General features: G+C 37.9%; 13 protein-coding genes. 4 read left to right on the plus strand and 9 right to left on the minus strand.

The annotated features are described in order from the left end of the window. Positions 1–1,053 precede the first annotated feature (1,053 nt). The 3 genes from D5R40_RS23685 to D5R40_RS23695 form a co-directional block, all read right to left on the minus strand. Positions 1,054–4,575, minus strand: a complete 3,522-nt coding sequence (locus tag D5R40_RS23685) for a choice-of-anchor I domain-containing protein (RefSeq protein ID WP_124147384.1) — start codon at positions 4,573–4,575, stop codon at positions 1,054–1,056. A 260-nt stretch (positions 4,576–4,835) separates the two neighbouring features. Beyond that, positions 4,836–5,171: a XisI protein gene (locus D5R40_RS23690; RefSeq protein ID WP_124147385.1), complete on the minus strand. Its 336-nt coding sequence runs from the start codon at positions 5,169–5,171 to the stop codon at positions 4,836–4,838. After that, positions 5,159–5,572: an element excision factor XisH family protein gene (locus D5R40_RS23695; protein WP_124147386.1), complete on the minus strand. Its 414-nt coding sequence runs from the start codon at positions 5,570–5,572 to the stop codon at positions 5,159–5,161. The genes D5R40_RS23690 and D5R40_RS23695 overlap by 13 nt, the downstream gene beginning before the upstream one ends. Positions 5,573–5,713: 141 nt before the next feature. Between D5R40_RS23695 and D5R40_RS23700 the strand changes: the two genes are divergently transcribed. The 3 genes from D5R40_RS23700 to D5R40_RS38020 all read left to right on the plus strand — a co-directional run bounded on the left by D5R40_RS23700 (position 5,714) and on the right by D5R40_RS38020 (position 8,083). Further along, complete coding sequence (locus tag D5R40_RS23700) at positions 5,714–7,048, plus strand: DUF58 domain-containing protein (protein WP_124147387.1); 1,335 nt, start codon at positions 5,714–5,716, stop codon at positions 7,046–7,048. 339 nt (positions 7,049–7,387) lie between these two features. Next, complete coding sequence (locus D5R40_RS23705; protein ID WP_205127544.1) at positions 7,388–7,927, plus strand: DJ-1/PfpI family protein; 540 nt, start codon at positions 7,388–7,390, stop codon at positions 7,925–7,927. A gap of 3 nt (positions 7,928–7,930) precedes the next feature. Further along, complete coding sequence (locus D5R40_RS38020; protein ID WP_205127545.1) at positions 7,931–8,083, plus strand: hypothetical protein; 153 nt, start codon at positions 7,931–7,933, stop codon at positions 8,081–8,083. Positions 8,084–8,085: 2 nt separating this feature from the next. Here the strand turns inward: D5R40_RS38020 and D5R40_RS23710 are convergent, their stop codons facing one another. The 4 genes from D5R40_RS23710 to D5R40_RS23725 all read right to left on the minus strand — a co-directional run bounded on the left by D5R40_RS23710 (position 8,086) and on the right by D5R40_RS23725 (position 12,974). After that, complete coding sequence (locus D5R40_RS23710) at positions 8,086–8,787, minus strand: SDR family NAD(P)-dependent oxidoreductase (RefSeq protein WP_124147388.1); 702 nt, start codon at positions 8,785–8,787, stop codon at positions 8,086–8,088. Between the two features lie 186 nt (positions 8,788–8,973). Beyond that, positions 8,974–9,483 carry a GNAT family N-acetyltransferase gene (locus tag D5R40_RS23715; protein ID WP_124147389.1) on the minus strand — a complete coding sequence of 170 codons (510 nt, stop codon included), beginning with the start codon at positions 9,481–9,483 and terminating at the stop codon, positions 8,974–8,976. 465 nt (positions 9,484–9,948) lie between these two features. Continuing rightward, on the minus strand, positions 9,949–10,746 hold the full coding sequence (locus tag D5R40_RS23720) for an SDR family NAD(P)-dependent oxidoreductase (RefSeq protein ID WP_124147390.1): 798 nt from the start codon (positions 10,744–10,746) through the stop codon (positions 9,949–9,951). Positions 10,747–11,945: 1,199 nt separating this feature from the next. Then, positions 11,946–12,974, minus strand: coding sequence for a hemolysin family protein (locus tag D5R40_RS23725; RefSeq protein WP_124147391.1), 1,029 nt, complete (start codon positions 12,972–12,974; stop codon positions 11,946–11,948). A gap of 49 nt (positions 12,975–13,023) precedes the next feature. Here D5R40_RS23725 and D5R40_RS23730 point away from each other — a divergent pair, with 49 nt between their 5' ends. Beyond that, positions 13,024–13,800, plus strand: a complete 777-nt coding sequence (locus tag D5R40_RS23730) for a DMT family transporter (protein ID WP_338043263.1) — start codon at positions 13,024–13,026, stop codon at positions 13,798–13,800. Positions 13,801–14,265: 465 nt separating this feature from the next. Here D5R40_RS23730 and D5R40_RS23735 read toward each other — a convergent pair whose 3' ends face one another. After that, positions 14,266–14,670 (minus strand): pyridoxal-phosphate dependent enzyme, encoded by a 405-nt coding sequence (locus D5R40_RS23735; protein WP_124155301.1) that lies wholly within the window; start codon positions 14,668–14,670, stop codon positions 14,266–14,268. After that, positions 14,616–15,029 (minus strand): pyridoxal-phosphate dependent enzyme (locus D5R40_RS23740; RefSeq protein WP_124155302.1); only part of this gene is annotated, 414 nt, incomplete at its 5' end. The genes D5R40_RS23735 and D5R40_RS23740, both read right to left, overlap by 55 nt.

Here is a 15,029-nt window from a genome sequence, read left to right on the forward strand (position 1 = left end):
GCTACGCTAACGGTTGAATACTTATAAATGACTGTTGTGAGTCCTCAGGAGTCAGTCCTCAGGAGTCAGGAGGAAATATTGGAGAAAAAGAACAAATATTCGTATTGGGGGTATTGATAATTTAAGTATTTGTTTGGTACTGTCGATACCCGGAGTCCTTAAATTTTATTATAACTGACCCGTCCGAACATGATATTAGCTTTGCTAAAACGGTTACTTGTAGAAACAATTACTGTTAGTTCAGTTGCAGAGTTTGAGGAATTAATTACAGATGACTCATTTCGGGAAAATTAGCATAATTCCTGTTTCTCATTATCGAAATAGATAACAATTAAAAGTAGAGTAGGTTGGGTTGAGGAACGTTAGCGCCAGCTTATCCGTAGGATCGACCCAACATCAAGATATCAGGACTTACGCAAATTGACTTTTAAACCACCATCTGTAGGGGGAAATAGTATTATTTATCGCTATATGTAGAATATGTGCGTCAGTCCTGATATATCGCAAACCCTAATTATTGTTTGCGCTCAAAAGTCTTTTAGTAGGGGTAAGAGACAACCCACCCCTAACCTCTCCCAGGAGGGGAAGACAGGAGAAATAGGAATGAGCGAGGATGTAGGAGTAACAATTGTCAGAATGATTTTTTTGCCCAACTATGCGCCTAAAATACGCTCCTTTTTGAGCATCAAGAGCTGAAAACCAGGCACTTTTTTTGAAAGAAAAAAAAGAGTAAAGTCTTTAGATGTAAATGCTTTGAGATTTAATCAGCAAACAATAATTAGACCATAATATCATCAGTTATTGTTGGGTTGCGCGATAGAACATCCGTTCCGCTCCGCGATCGCTTAACCCAATCTACAAAAACTAAATCGAAACAGATAACAATTAAAAGTAGAGTAGGTTGGGTTGAGGAACTTTAGCACTAGCTTATCCGTAGGATCAACCCAACATCCAGATATATCCCAAACAAATAATTAGATAATAGTATCATCAGTTATTTTTGGATTGGACCATCGCTTAACCCAACCTACAAAGACTAACTAGATAGAAATATTATCTGATTACGAAATCCTCTGCTGATATAGTTGGAGTACCAGTCAAAGTTGCAAACTGACCGCCATCTCCAAAACCACCATCGCTGCCATTAGCATTATAGAATAAAGCACCATTAGTAGAATTGTAGACAACGATCGCTTCACTATTGCCAGCATCACCATTACTTTCTACTATTTCAAATTCATCCCCAATATCCTCACCCGAAGTAGTAGTAATTTCTGTGAAAGTTGTTAAGTCAAGTAGAATTAAATCTAAGTCTGGGTTAAAGTCTGTAATTTCATCCACCCCTAAACTCACCTGACTAAACTCATCATTGGCAGCAAAAATAAAGCGGTCGATACTTGCACCACCAGTGAGAATATCATTACCTTCACCACCATTGAGACGATCGCGACCTTGACCACCACTGAGAGTATCTTCTCCACTACCTCCTAACATCCGGTCATTACCAAGACGACCGATTAAGTTATCATCTCCATTACCGCCAAAGATGGTATCGTTTTCCAAACCACCATTAACGCGGTCATCACCATCACCACCACTAACGCGGTCATCACCACGGTTGCCATTAATATCATCGTTGCCAGCAGAACCACTAATAGTATCGCTGCCACCCAGGCCACTGAGAGTATCATTACCAGCAAGACCATTAATGTTGTCATCACCCGTACCACCTTCGAGGTTATCATCACCTGGAGTTCCCTGAATATCCTGGTTTGGGCTAAACTCATAAACAGTAGTAGTACCACTAATTTCATTAGCAACTACTAATAACGCCTCCCTATTCGGACTATCTTCTGGGGAAATAAACTTAAATCCTTCTGGTCCTAAGTCCCCTGCTGCTGATAATTGCTCTGGGGTAGGGTCTGGGTCTCTATCAGCATCAGTTTCGAACTCAACAGAGAAGTCGCGGTTAGGAATGTATTGCACAAAATCAGGACTGGTGGGGTTGCTGACATCATAAACCATAATGCCCCCTGTACGTTCCAGACCAACAAAAGTATAGGTTTTATCGCCTAAAACTCCTGTAGTTATAGCTTCGGGTTCAGGACCACTATTGTCGCTACGATCGTCAAAAGTATTTTCGTCTCGGTTTGAGTTGAAGTTCTCTGGAATTTGCTCTGCAGTTTCTCGTTCAATACTATCCCCACTGTTGAATATTTGGTTGCCCGCAGCATCCCAAATACTGAAAGACCGACCCCCATTAGCAAAAATTTGGTCGTAGTCGCCATCACCATCAATATCTCCATCTTCCGTTGTCACTGTTAGACGACCAATAGCAGCATCATCCTCTAGTGCAGCAACATCAAAAACATCAGGGTCGAGTACATATTCATCATCTCCTACCCGTGCTTCTTCATCCAGAGCATCATAACCTCTGGCATCTCCTTCATCTGCTGTGACATAATAGGTCTCACCTTCTATCACAAAGGAAGCAATACTATCTGGCTGCAATAACCCAAAAACAGGCCAGTTACCTAAATTAATGCCATCATCGCGATCGCTAGGGTCAATTTGATTACTTTCTGAGAAATCAATTACACCTAGAACTACTGGCACTGGATCGGAATTAAGGGGTAGAGTGCCATCACCAGGAATTTGTTCATCTAAGAGACCAAAGTCATTGTCGTTGAGTACCGCTAATCGGAATTCTCCATCATCTGATTCTGGTAATAATGCCAGACCTTCTACTTTGTCTCCGGCGATATAACCAATTGAAGGTAAGTTTGTTACTTTAGTTTTATTAACTGCTTGAATTTCTAATGCTGCTAAATCATCTGCGGTTAATTGTTCTAGAGTTATGTCTTCTGGTAATTCTGGCGCATCGTCAGCAAGTAAGTTAGTTGCACCTTTTAGGTCAATTTCAAAGATAAACTTTTTGCCTGTAGCAGTAACCGAGGAATCTCTTTCTACAACTAAGAATTTACCATCTTCAGTATAGACAGCATCTCCCATTTTATCAACTAATAGTGTACCGTTGTCTGGGTCTACAGTTGGTTTTTCTAGGAGGTAGACATATTCTGCTACAGGTTCCCCAGTTTCTGGGTCGATACCTAACATCCGAATAACACTGGAGTTGTCAGATGCAGTGCGATTGGGATTTGCTAGAGGTGTTTGAATAAAGCTGTAGAGAATATCTTCATCTGTATCCAGCGCAATAGCTTCAAAACCACGGTTGCGACGACGGTTAGAATATTCTGCGGGTAGGGTTTCTGTGCCAAAGGTTCCCTCTGCTGCTTCTGCTAGTGCTGCTGTTCCTTCAGGTACAAAGCGGTCGATGAGTGACCCATCAACATCAAAGTGATAGATGGCGGGGCGATATTCATCTACAGTCCAGTATGTACCATCATCATTAATAACAATACCTTCGAGGTCTGCACCAAAGGGGTCATAGTCTAGAAGGTTGCCAAATAGGTCTACTGGTTCTTCGTCTACTTCAGGAATGTTAGGTAAACCTGTGATGGGAGTTGTACCGTCTTGCCTATTTAGGAGAATTTCTTCAGTAATTTCAATATTGCCACTGCCTTCATCTAATGTAAAGCGAACAATTCTAGCTTGATAGTCTGGCAGGGCAAATGGTCTTTCGTTATCGCCGTCATTATCTACGTCTGTGGGTGCGCCATTTGGTCCGCGGTCGGGTACGGTGACAAATTGTAGGTTGCCGTCATCGTCTGTACCTTCATACCATAGTCCAGATAAACCACCCAGGAGAATATCATCACCTCCTTCGGTTGTACCTAAAACTGGCAGGTCAGAAAATTCAAATTGTGTCAGGGAGGGAAGACCGCGACTGTAGTCTTTTGCTCCCAATGGCAGAACATCTACAATGTTGGCATTTTCAATATCTACCACTGCTACAGCATTATTTTCTTGCAGAGTGACAAATGCTCTGGTGTCGTTACCATCTACAGCAATAAATTCTGGTTCGAGGTCTTGAGCTGCATTTGACCCAGGACCGTAGATCCGAACGCCTTTGTTACGCAATTCTTCTTCCCGACCAATGAAAGCAGAAAAATCAGCAGTAGAGACATCTGCCTGAGTTAAATTTTCTACTCCACCTGAAATGTCGATAATACTAACAGAACCTTCTGGGTCGTTGGTGTAGTCGTCGTTGGGTTCTCCTTCATTTGCTACTAATACCTTTGTGCCATCGGAGGTAAAGGTGAGCATATCTGGTAATGCACCCACAGTTACTTGGTTGAGAGTTTCCCCATCTGCATTGAAGAAGGCAACGGTGCCTGGGTCTTGTTTGACATCAGCTTCGATCGCTACTGCTACGATGCCATTTTGATTAACTGCAACACTGTTGGCAATTGCGCCAAAGGAGGAAACATCAATTTGATCTATTAGATTGGGGTTGGTGGGATCGCTAATATCTAGTACATCAATAGCTGCTTCATTTGCCTTGACAACAAACACTCTTTGTGTATTGGGGTCGTAAGCTGGAATTTCGGCAGCACTCTCATCAAATATGCCTGTTTCATAAGTACCTAATGGTCTGAGTTGTGGGTCAGTCATTAATCTTCCTAGTTGTATATATGTTTAATGGATCGATTGTATATTAACAGTTTCACTTTAAGATAAGTTTAAATAGTCTTAAAGGAGGCAGAAGGCAGAAGGCAGAAGGGAAAGAAAAGTTTAAAGGGATAAGGTTTTTTATCACTAATCATCCGGACATGATATTATATCAAATCCGTTTAATTCTGTATAAAAAAATGTTCCATCTTCAACCATTACCAAATATTTCTTGATCTCCCCATCTCCCCATCTTTCAACTACTAGGCGATCGCGTAACCTGTATGGTGTCGTACATCAGACGGATGAAACCCTAAAACAATATCTGATTTCGGAATTCCTGCCTCAACAAGTTCTGGAGTAATTCCATCTTCAATTCCATCTCGTTGAACCCATATTTTACCATTAATAATTTGAATATGAGTAATGCAACCATGAACGCGACGTTTTTGTTGCCAACCAACATCTAATAGTAAGAAATGGTTACGTTCCTTATCAATAATTAAGTACTCTTCAATTTCACCATAAGCATAAGGAATATTCGCGTGTTCTTGAAGAATCTTTTCAATGATATCTCGATATAAATTTAAGTTATCCATTGCACAACCTCCTCTGTTTCTGGTTGGAAAATTAGTAGTTTAACTTGATTAAATTTAACAACAAACTTTGGTAGTTCTTCTGAAAAGAAGTCTGAAAATACGCTTTGAGGAATAGCCATATATAACAAACGTTCTGGAGCTTGCTGGGACAAAATTTGTGCATAGATAATGTATTGACCCAACGCTTGTTCTAAATCCTTAATAGGGGATACACCTAAGAAGCTTTTAATTTCTACTGCAATTCGTTGTCCCTCCTTTTGAGCGGCCAAAAGCTTTTTTGCCCCCAAATCTGCATAAAGCGTCCGACTACCGAATTGAAGTCGTAAAGGGTCGTCAGTAATTGTCCATCCATCCTTCACCAATGCTGTTTTAACTATCTGATGGTAAATATCTTTTGCCATTTCAACCTAACTTAATACAAGCTTATCTTGCAAAAGCCAAAACCTATTATACAGTTATTAATTATAATAAATTTGATATGATTAATCTACTTAACAAGTCCTAATTTTTAGGATTATTTTTTGAATTTGGTATGACTCGAAATGATTCCTTCAAAACGTTTATATTTACTATTATTGTTAGGAATGGTTGTTGCGCCAGTCATCACTATTTTGCTCGACCGACAAATAAGTTTGATGGCACTAGCACTGTTTGATGTGATTATCTGTAGTTTGGCTGTTTGGGATGGAGTTACAGTGAAACCTCATCGAGTCAAACTAGCGCGCTACCCTTTAGAGAAGCTTTCCATTGGGCGAGATAATGATATTACTATATCGGTTAAGTCTGGCAAACACAGGGCAAATATTATCTTGCATGATGATTATCCCCCAGAATTTGCAACTTCCTCTACTACTCTCTCAGCAATAGTTGAACCTAACAGCAGTCAAGAATTAACTTATCATGTCAACCCCGATAAACGAGGTGAGTTTCAGTGGGGAAATATTCGGGCGCGACAATTGGGACAGTGGGGTTTAGCGTGGCAGCAATGGCAAGTTCCGGCAAGTCAACAGGTGGCAGTTTACCCAGATTTGCTGGGGTTACGATCGCTCTCGATCCGTCTCTCTCTACAAAATACTGGCACGATGCGTCAAAAGCGACCTCTGGGAATGGGAACAGAATTTTCCGAACTCCGGGAATATGGTATTGGTGGTGATATACGCTTCATTGACTGGAAAGCTACTGCTCGTCGTAGTCGCCCCTTAGTGCGGGTATTGGAACCAGAAACGGAGCAAACTTTGATTATTTTACTTGATGGGGGGAGGTTGATGACTGCCCAGGTGCAGAGTTTAAAACGGTTTGACTGGGGTTTGAATGCTACTTTGTCATTAGCAATGGCAGGGTTGAGTAGGGGCGATCGTGTGGGTGTGGGAGTATTTGAGCGTCAACTCAGCACTTGGATACCACCGGAGAGGGGAAAAAATCAATTATCAAAATTAATTGAAAGTCTGACACCTATTCAACCAGTTTTGCGGGAACCAGATTATGTCGAAGCAGTTACTAGAGTGGTTAAGCAACAAACCCGTCGTGCTTTGGTAGTCGTAATTACTGATATTGTGGATACTACTGCTTCTGCGGAACTGTTGGCAGCATTGGCAAGGTTAACGCCTCGTTATTTACCGTTTTGTGTGGCTTTGTGCGACCCATTGGTGGAAAAATTAGCTCATACTCCCACTGTTTCTGGAGAACATCAGCAGGTACATGAAAAAAGTCATGCTGCTTATACTCGTGCTGTAGCAATAGATTTATTATCTCAAAGACAAGTTGCTTTTACTCAGTTGAAACAGAAAGGAGTTTTGGTTTTAGATGCGCCAGCAAATCAAATTAGCACAGAATTGGTAGATAGATATTTGCAGCTCAAATCTAGGAATTTACTTTAAGGGAGTAGGGAGTAGGGAGTAGGGAGTAGGGAGTAGGGGAGAAATAATTGATAATTTCTGTACGATAATTGATTTGATGTTTTATTATTGGAGATATCTTTTAGTAAGTGACTGGACTTTGTAAATTTAAATTAGAGAAATAAGGAAGAAGGTCATCTAGGGGATAAGTTATCTGCTAGAAAAGGAAAATTTGGCTTGATCTAAGTTTTAAGCTTTTGATATGTCCGCGTTTTTTTATTAGGCTGTTCATATCTGAAAAATATACCCACTTGGATACTATTCAAATAAACATTTTTCCTTGACAATTATTTCAGACAAAACATTTTATTGCAATATTTGATGATGACAAAAGAATTTAATATTGGCTTTTTAGTTTATCCAGATGTGGTTCAATTAGATGTAATGGGAGCTTATCAAGTTCTAGCTTTTCCACCTGATACAAAAATACATTTACTGTGGAAAACTTTAACTCCTGTTGTGAGTAATGAAGGATTATTAATTACGCCAACAACGACACTAGATAATTGTCCAACATTAGATATGATTTGTATTCCTGGTGGTGGGATGGGGCAAATTGAAGTGATGAAAGATGCGGAAATCATCAGTTTTTTACAACAGAAAAGCAACACCACCAAATATATAACTAGCGTCTGTACTGGTTCATTAATTCTAGCAGCAGCTAATCTTTTACAAGGTTATAAAGCAACTTGTCATTGGGCATTTCGAGAACATTTAGCCATGTTAGGAGTTGAAGTTATTCCTGAAAGAGTTGTTGTCGATCGGAATCGAATTACTGGAGCAGGGGTTACTTCAGGCATTGATTTTGGTCTAACTTTAGTAAGTCTAATTTGGGGAGAAGAAATGGCTAAAATGACATAATTAATGATGGAATATAATCCGATACCTACTTTTAATTCTGGTACTCCAGAGACAGCAGGCAATGAAATTGTAGAACCATTTTTGCAGTTTGGAAAACCGTTAATTGAGGCATTTTTACATCAAACGAAAGAAACAATGTTAAAGATTAAAAAATAATATCATGCACCTTTAGCATTCATCGCCGGGAGTTGAATTTCTTTGATACAAGTCGAGCGCGACAGAGAAAGTACGCAGTCAATTACGCTTAATAAATCTGATAACGGAATGGCATCGGTTTCTGATTTTCCAGCTTGTTTGAGGTCGTCTAATACTTCAGGAGTAACAATATCCCCAGGGTTAATAATTGTTACTGCAATACGATCTTTACGGAGTTCTTCCCGCAGTGCATGAACTACACCTCGAAGACCAAATTTTGACGCGGAGTTGGCGACTTCCCGTGCTGGAAAATTATCTAAACCCGATAACGCACCCATAAAAATTATTTTAGGATTTGTTGCTTGACGCAGTGTGGGTAATAGAGATTTTACTAAACGAATAGGTGCTACAAGATTTACTGCTATTACGTTTTCTATATCTCGATCGGAACATTTTTCAAAGGAATATTCGCTGGTAAAAGCTTGAGTTTCCCAAGTACCACCCATATATAAAAGTGCATCTAACGGAGAATTACCTACAGCATTAGTAACAATTTCAATTCCGGTTTTGTTGCTAATATCAGCTTCGATCCAATTACCAAAGTTAGAAGGAGAACGAGAAACTGTGATGAGTTCGGTAGTGGAAGGTACAATGTGTTCCGCAACAGCAGCACCTACACCACGACTAGCACCAATTACTACGACTTTATTAAAATGATTTTTCAAGTTTATATTACCTTTTGTATTGGGTACTTCACTTTATATTTTTCAACGGGAGAAATGAGCTTGATTGGAATAGCTACAGTTCAACAATTAATAATTAACAATTAATAATGAATAATGACTTCTCCTTAGAACAGATAGTATTTGCAAAAAGATTTTTTTTTGATTTTTTGCTGCTTTAATACAATCTTAGGGCGAGGCATTTAACCGATAGATATCCATTTTAATGCCATGAAATATAGTTTGATTTTCGTATCTCATACCCAACTTTTCCAGCACTTTTACTGATGCTATATTTTCTCGTTCAACAATTCCCAGGATGTATGGAAATTTGAGTTGTTTAAATGCGTATTGAATTGTTGCTAATGCTGCTTCAGTTGCCAACCCATTACCCCAAAACTCAGGAGCAAATCGATATCCAATCTCTTGCTCATGCACTTTGTCAATTTCTTCTATTGCAATTCCACAATAGCCGATTAATTTGTTAGTTTCTTTGAGGATAACAGCCCACTTTTCAAATCTATTTTTTTTGTATGAATTAATAAAACTATGGATTTTTTCTTTGGTTTGTAAGGGTGATAAAATTCCAGTATGAGAAAATTTCATAACTTTTGAATTAGCAAGAATTGGTGCAAGCTGATACAGGTATTGTTGGTGAAAGTCTCTCAATATAAGACGTTGTGTTTCTAAGTAAGCCATAATTTAAAACTATCTATAGTTTAGAGTTATATCAATTTTATCAATCGGGAGAAATGGGAAGAACTAAGATTGACTTTTGCTGCCATATCTTCTAGTAAAATATTATTGCCATAATTAAGGGCAATGTAATCTAATACTTGTTTATAGTATTTGGTAGTGAGCTTTTAGTCAAATTTATTATCAAACGCTAAAGAAAATACTGCTATAATATCAAATCCAGTAGCATTGGTATAATTCAGCATTTAGTAATATAGCAGTCAAAGGAAAGGTTCGGACAAATAAAAAGTTTAAAACTTAGACAAAGTAAGATTTTTTAAACTTCGGTTCTTTCTTCTTCCTTCTGCTATAAGAGTAAATATTGTAGGATAAACTGCCGTTTGCTCTACTGCCAGCAAAAACTATATTATTCAATTTCGACCTAACAATTTATTAGCGAACGCTAAACTACTTCATCATAAATTATCCTCAACTTTTTCCAATCATAAACTGAACTAAACCAGGGAATAATCGATAAGTTTCTGTTGCTAAAACAGCCGGACCTACTACTACTTCAGACTGGTTATTTTTTACAGCATTCCAGATAGCTTCAGCAATATCTTTTGGCTGACTAACAAAATTAGATGTTAAAACAGAATTCATTTGTTGACGACTACTTTCTACTTCAGAATTATCCCCACCACGAAACTGCGCTCTTTCCATAAAATCGCTATTAATAACCCCTGGTTGTACAGAAGTAACATTAATTCCTTTTGACTGTAATTCCAGACGTAAAGTATCAGTTAATCCAGTAACTGCATATTTACTAGCACAATAGGCAGTCATATTTGGCAAAGGCATTTTCCCACCAAAAGAACCAACATTAACAATTGTGCCAGATTGATTTTCCAAAAAATGGGGTAATAAAGCTTTTATTGTATTCACATAACCGAAAAAATTAACATTCATTAATTGTTGAAAATCTTCTAATGTTGTATGCTCCATTGCACCAGTCAAACAAACACCAGCATTATTAACTAATATATCGATTTTGTCATAAAAATCTATAGCTTTATGCACCAAATATTCCACTTGTTTAACATCAGTAACATCAGTAGGAATAGCCAAAGCAGAACGACCGTTTGCTCTAACTTCATTAGCTGTTTCTGCTAATTTGTCTAGTGTTCTAGCAGCTAAGACAATATTATATCCTTTTCTAGCAAATAAAAGTGCTGTTGCTTTGCCACAACCTTGAGAAGCACCAGTAATTAAAACTGTTGGTAGCATTGTTTTTTTGTGAATAATTAAAATTTGATATGTACAGCAGAAGGAAGAAAGAAGAAGGAAAAAACTTCCATTGTCTGAGTTTTGAGTTTTTGATATGTCCTAACCTTTCCTTCGACTGCTATATAGAAAATAGTGTAACGCAACTATAAGAAAAAAGGAAAATTTACTAAAAAAAAGAGTTTATACCATTTCTCGCGCATTCTTGCTACATCTTATTGAGGGTAGGTAGGGAGGTTACATACAACCTCCGTAGGTCCTAGGGTTTCTAGGAATAATATATCTTCACTTAGTGCCTAGAATTGTTAAAAACATTATTGAAGCTTACTTATTATATCATGTCCGTTGGTATCGTTTGTGTAAACCCAAGGGTGAATATCTACAGGAAATTTAGGTTTTTTTCTTGCTCAATAGCCTTCTTCCCTCTTCCTTCTTCCTTAGCTTCGCGCTTACAATACCGATGCTACCGGACATGATATTACTTAATAATTGAAGTCTTAAGGAAATATAGCATTAATGCGGGGTTGGTGATTTGAGGTATGATATCATGTCCGGATAAGAGCGCTATAGAACTCCGTTCCGCTTACGCGATGATGCTGACGCAACGCTTCGCGTTAACGTGCGTTGTGCACCAACAAACAAAAAACTTTCTCCTTCTACTGTTCTTTCTTCTTCTTCCTTCCCTCCTAAGTTCTAACTCCCCCTCCCAGGAGGGGGAGGGGCGAGGGGTGGGTTGACTCCTAAGTAATAAAGATTAATATTATACACACGCTTCAGCAACGCCAGCATTAATGCTTATGAATTGGTATTACAGCAATTATAGCAACCACAAGGTTGGTGTTTAACAATTAGTGCGAGCATCTTGCTCGCGTCATGAATAATCATAATTACCCGATGTCCTAATATTAAATAGACATCTCCTCCACGCATAGGCAGTAGGCAGTAGGGAACCCAACCCCTAACCCCTCCCAGGAGGGGAATAATTGATAATTTATGTGTGAGAATTGATTTGATTTTGGATTTTTACCAGATGTCTAATAGACATCTCCTCCAAAAGAGGGAGCAGGGAACAGGAATAAACAATTGACAATTTATAGATAAGAATTGCTTTTATTTTCGATTTTTGCATATGTCTATTCTTTCCGCTTAATTAAGCTACCACCTAAAACCTACCACTTACCACCTACCACCTTCTTCAAAATCTACTCATCTTTTAACTTTCTTTTTCCTCTCATCCTTGCCAAAATTTGTAGGTCAACACTTTGATCGGTTTCATCCACAATTTCACCAGTTAATTCTTCCAAAACATCTTCCAGAGTAACCACCCCCGACATTCCTCCATATTCATCTAAAACTACCATCAAATGTTGACGATATTTCTGAAATTCTTTTAGCAATATATCGACTCTCAATGTATCAGGAACAAATCTAACATCTCGCATAAAATCATAAATTTTATTACTATCTTTTCCTTCTATAATTCCTTTAAGTAATTCATTTTTTAACGCTACACCAAGTACATCATCTATAGAATCTCCAATTACAATAATGCGACTATGTTGAGAAGAAATAATATCTGACTTTACCTCATTCAGAGTTGCATTAGCATAGAGATAAGTCGTCGCTATTCGAGGTGTCATAATATCAAAAGAATTTTTGTCATTGAGCCGAAATACTCTTCTAATCATTTCAGCTTCATCACCCTCAATAACTCCTTCCTTATATCCTACTCTGGTCAAAAACATAATTTCTGCTTCATTAGTGGTGGGTAATTTCTGCCCCTTAGTAAAAGGAGAAGTAATTTTTTCCATCAACCAAACTATAGGAGTAAATATAAAAGTTAACCCTTGGACAGGTATAGCCACAGTTAAGGCAAATTGCATGGCATAACGTTCACCTAAAGTTTTAGGAATAATTTCCCCAAAAACTATTACCAAAAAAGTTAATATTGCAGAAAAAACTCCTAACCAAGCATTTCCCAAAACCGAAGCTGCAATATTACCAATTAAAATACTACCAACTATATTAAAAATGTTATTAATAATCACAACAGTAGCAATTGGGCGATTAATTTTTTTCCTAATTCCCCACAGTGCTAATGCTGCTGGTTTTTTAGACTGTGCTAACTGTTGCACTTTAATGGGAGAAACTGAAAGTAAGGCTGTTTCAGTAGCAGAGCAAAGAGCAGAACCTATGAGAATAATTAAAACTATAATAGTTAGCTTTAGCATACTTAACTAATAATTGGTTAAACTCAATCATACCATTTTTAATTTTCTGATGAAACCTTCTAACTGGCAAATTATATTAGTTTTAGCTATCGGTATTTTGGCAATATCTACAGGTGCAATATTAATCAGGTTGGCAAGTCTCTCTGCTGGCATGAGTGGGGTAGAGTTTAGTCTCGTAATAGCTGCCTCGCGGGTGACGATCGCTGCTTTATTATTAGTACCCGCATGGTCGAAAATTCAGTGGCAGAGTCTCCAGTCGGGAGCAATACCCTATGCAGTAGGAGCAGGAGTTTGCCTCGCAGTCCATTTTGCTTTTTGGATTACTTCTTTATCCTACACTTCGATCGCGGCCTCTACCAGTCTAGTAAATACTAATCCCATCTGGGTAGCTTTGTTGTCGCGGTGGTGGTTGAAGGAAAGACTTTCTCGTCAGACAGTTATTGGCATAGTAATAGCTATGGTTGGAGGGTTAACCATTGGTTTAGCAGATATTGGTGGGGGGTATACAGGTATTAACCCTCTGCTGGGAAACTTTTTGGCTATGATTGGAGCTTGGGCAGTGAGTTTATATATACTTCTAGGACGGGAAGCTCAAACTAAAGGGTTTAGTGTTGGTGGCTATCTTGTGGTAGTTTTTACTGTAGCTGGAATTGTATTATTGCCTCTTCCCTTAATTTTAGGTGTTGGTTACTCTGGTTATCCTGGTTTAGTTTACTTTTACTTATTATTGATGGCATTATTTCCTCAATTAGTAGGGAATACAAGTTTGATGTGGGCAGTACGCTGGTTGTCTCCTACTTTAGTTACTTTGGCAATTTTATTTTAACCTGTTGGAGCTAGTTTTTTAGGTTATTTATTCTTTGGTGAAGTTCCTTCTATCATGGTTTTTTTTGGTGCAATTATATTGTTAATTGGACTGGCGATCGCTGCTATTACTTCAAAACAAAAATAAACCGAAAATGTCAGGATTTTAAATTATACTTCATCCATACACTCAATACTGAAAAAAAATTACCGAATAATTAAGGTTTAAAGCTTCTGCTTTAAAGGAGAAACAAGCGGTCAAGGGATGGCGAGGAGACCTCGCCATATTCAATCGAACAAGAGAGAAAAATTTTTCCTGTTCGTCAATCCTATCCGCTTTCAAGGAGAGGTAATAATTAATAATTAATAATTAATAATTAATTATTACCTCGCCATATTCAATCGAACAAGAGAGAAAAATTTTTCCTGTTCGTCAATCCTATCCGCTTTCAAGGAGAGGTAATAATTAATAATTAATAATTAATAATTAATTATTAATTGTTGAAACACTACTTTCAATTTTTAAACCATTTTTACTGAGAAACTCTTGATTGTAAATTTTGGATAGGTATTTAATTCCACTATCACAGAGAACTGTAACTACTACCTGTTTTCGATCTAAACGATTTGCAATAAGTTTGGCAGCAAAAACGTTAAGACCACTACTGCCACCAACCAGTAAACCCTCATCCTTAGCTAGTTGATGACAAGTAGAAATTGCTTCTTCATCTGAAACCTTCACAACTTCATCAATCACAGAAAAATCCAGGCATTTTGTCGGTGCAGATTTTCCAGCTCCCTCAATAATTGAGAATTGACCAAGACTTGAATTTAAGCTTAAATCATTTTTGGAATTACTATAGCAACTATAGTAATTCCAATAATTGAGAATTGACCAAGACTTGAATTTAAGCTTAAATCATTTTTGGAATTACTATAGTTGCTATAGTAGTAGGCATAAATATTTGAGTTTACGGGATCTGCCAATATAACTTTAACTTTTGGATTACACTCCTTGAGAAAGCTTCCTGTACCTGATATACACCCAAAGGTAGAACCAGTCATCACAAAGTGAGTAATTTCTCCATTTGTTTGTTTCCAGATTTCTGGTCCTAAAGTTTGATAATATGCCTCTGGATTATAGATATTGTTGTATTGATTAACATCAAAGTATCCATTTTCTTTGGCGTAGTTTTCCGTTCTACTAAACTTACCCAAACTTACCCATACATGGTTGCATGAGCTTTGGAG

Source organism: Okeania hirsuta, from assembly GCF_003838195.1.
Taxonomy (GTDB): domain Bacteria; phylum Cyanobacteriota; class Cyanobacteriia; order Cyanobacteriales; family Microcoleaceae; genus Okeania; species Okeania hirsuta.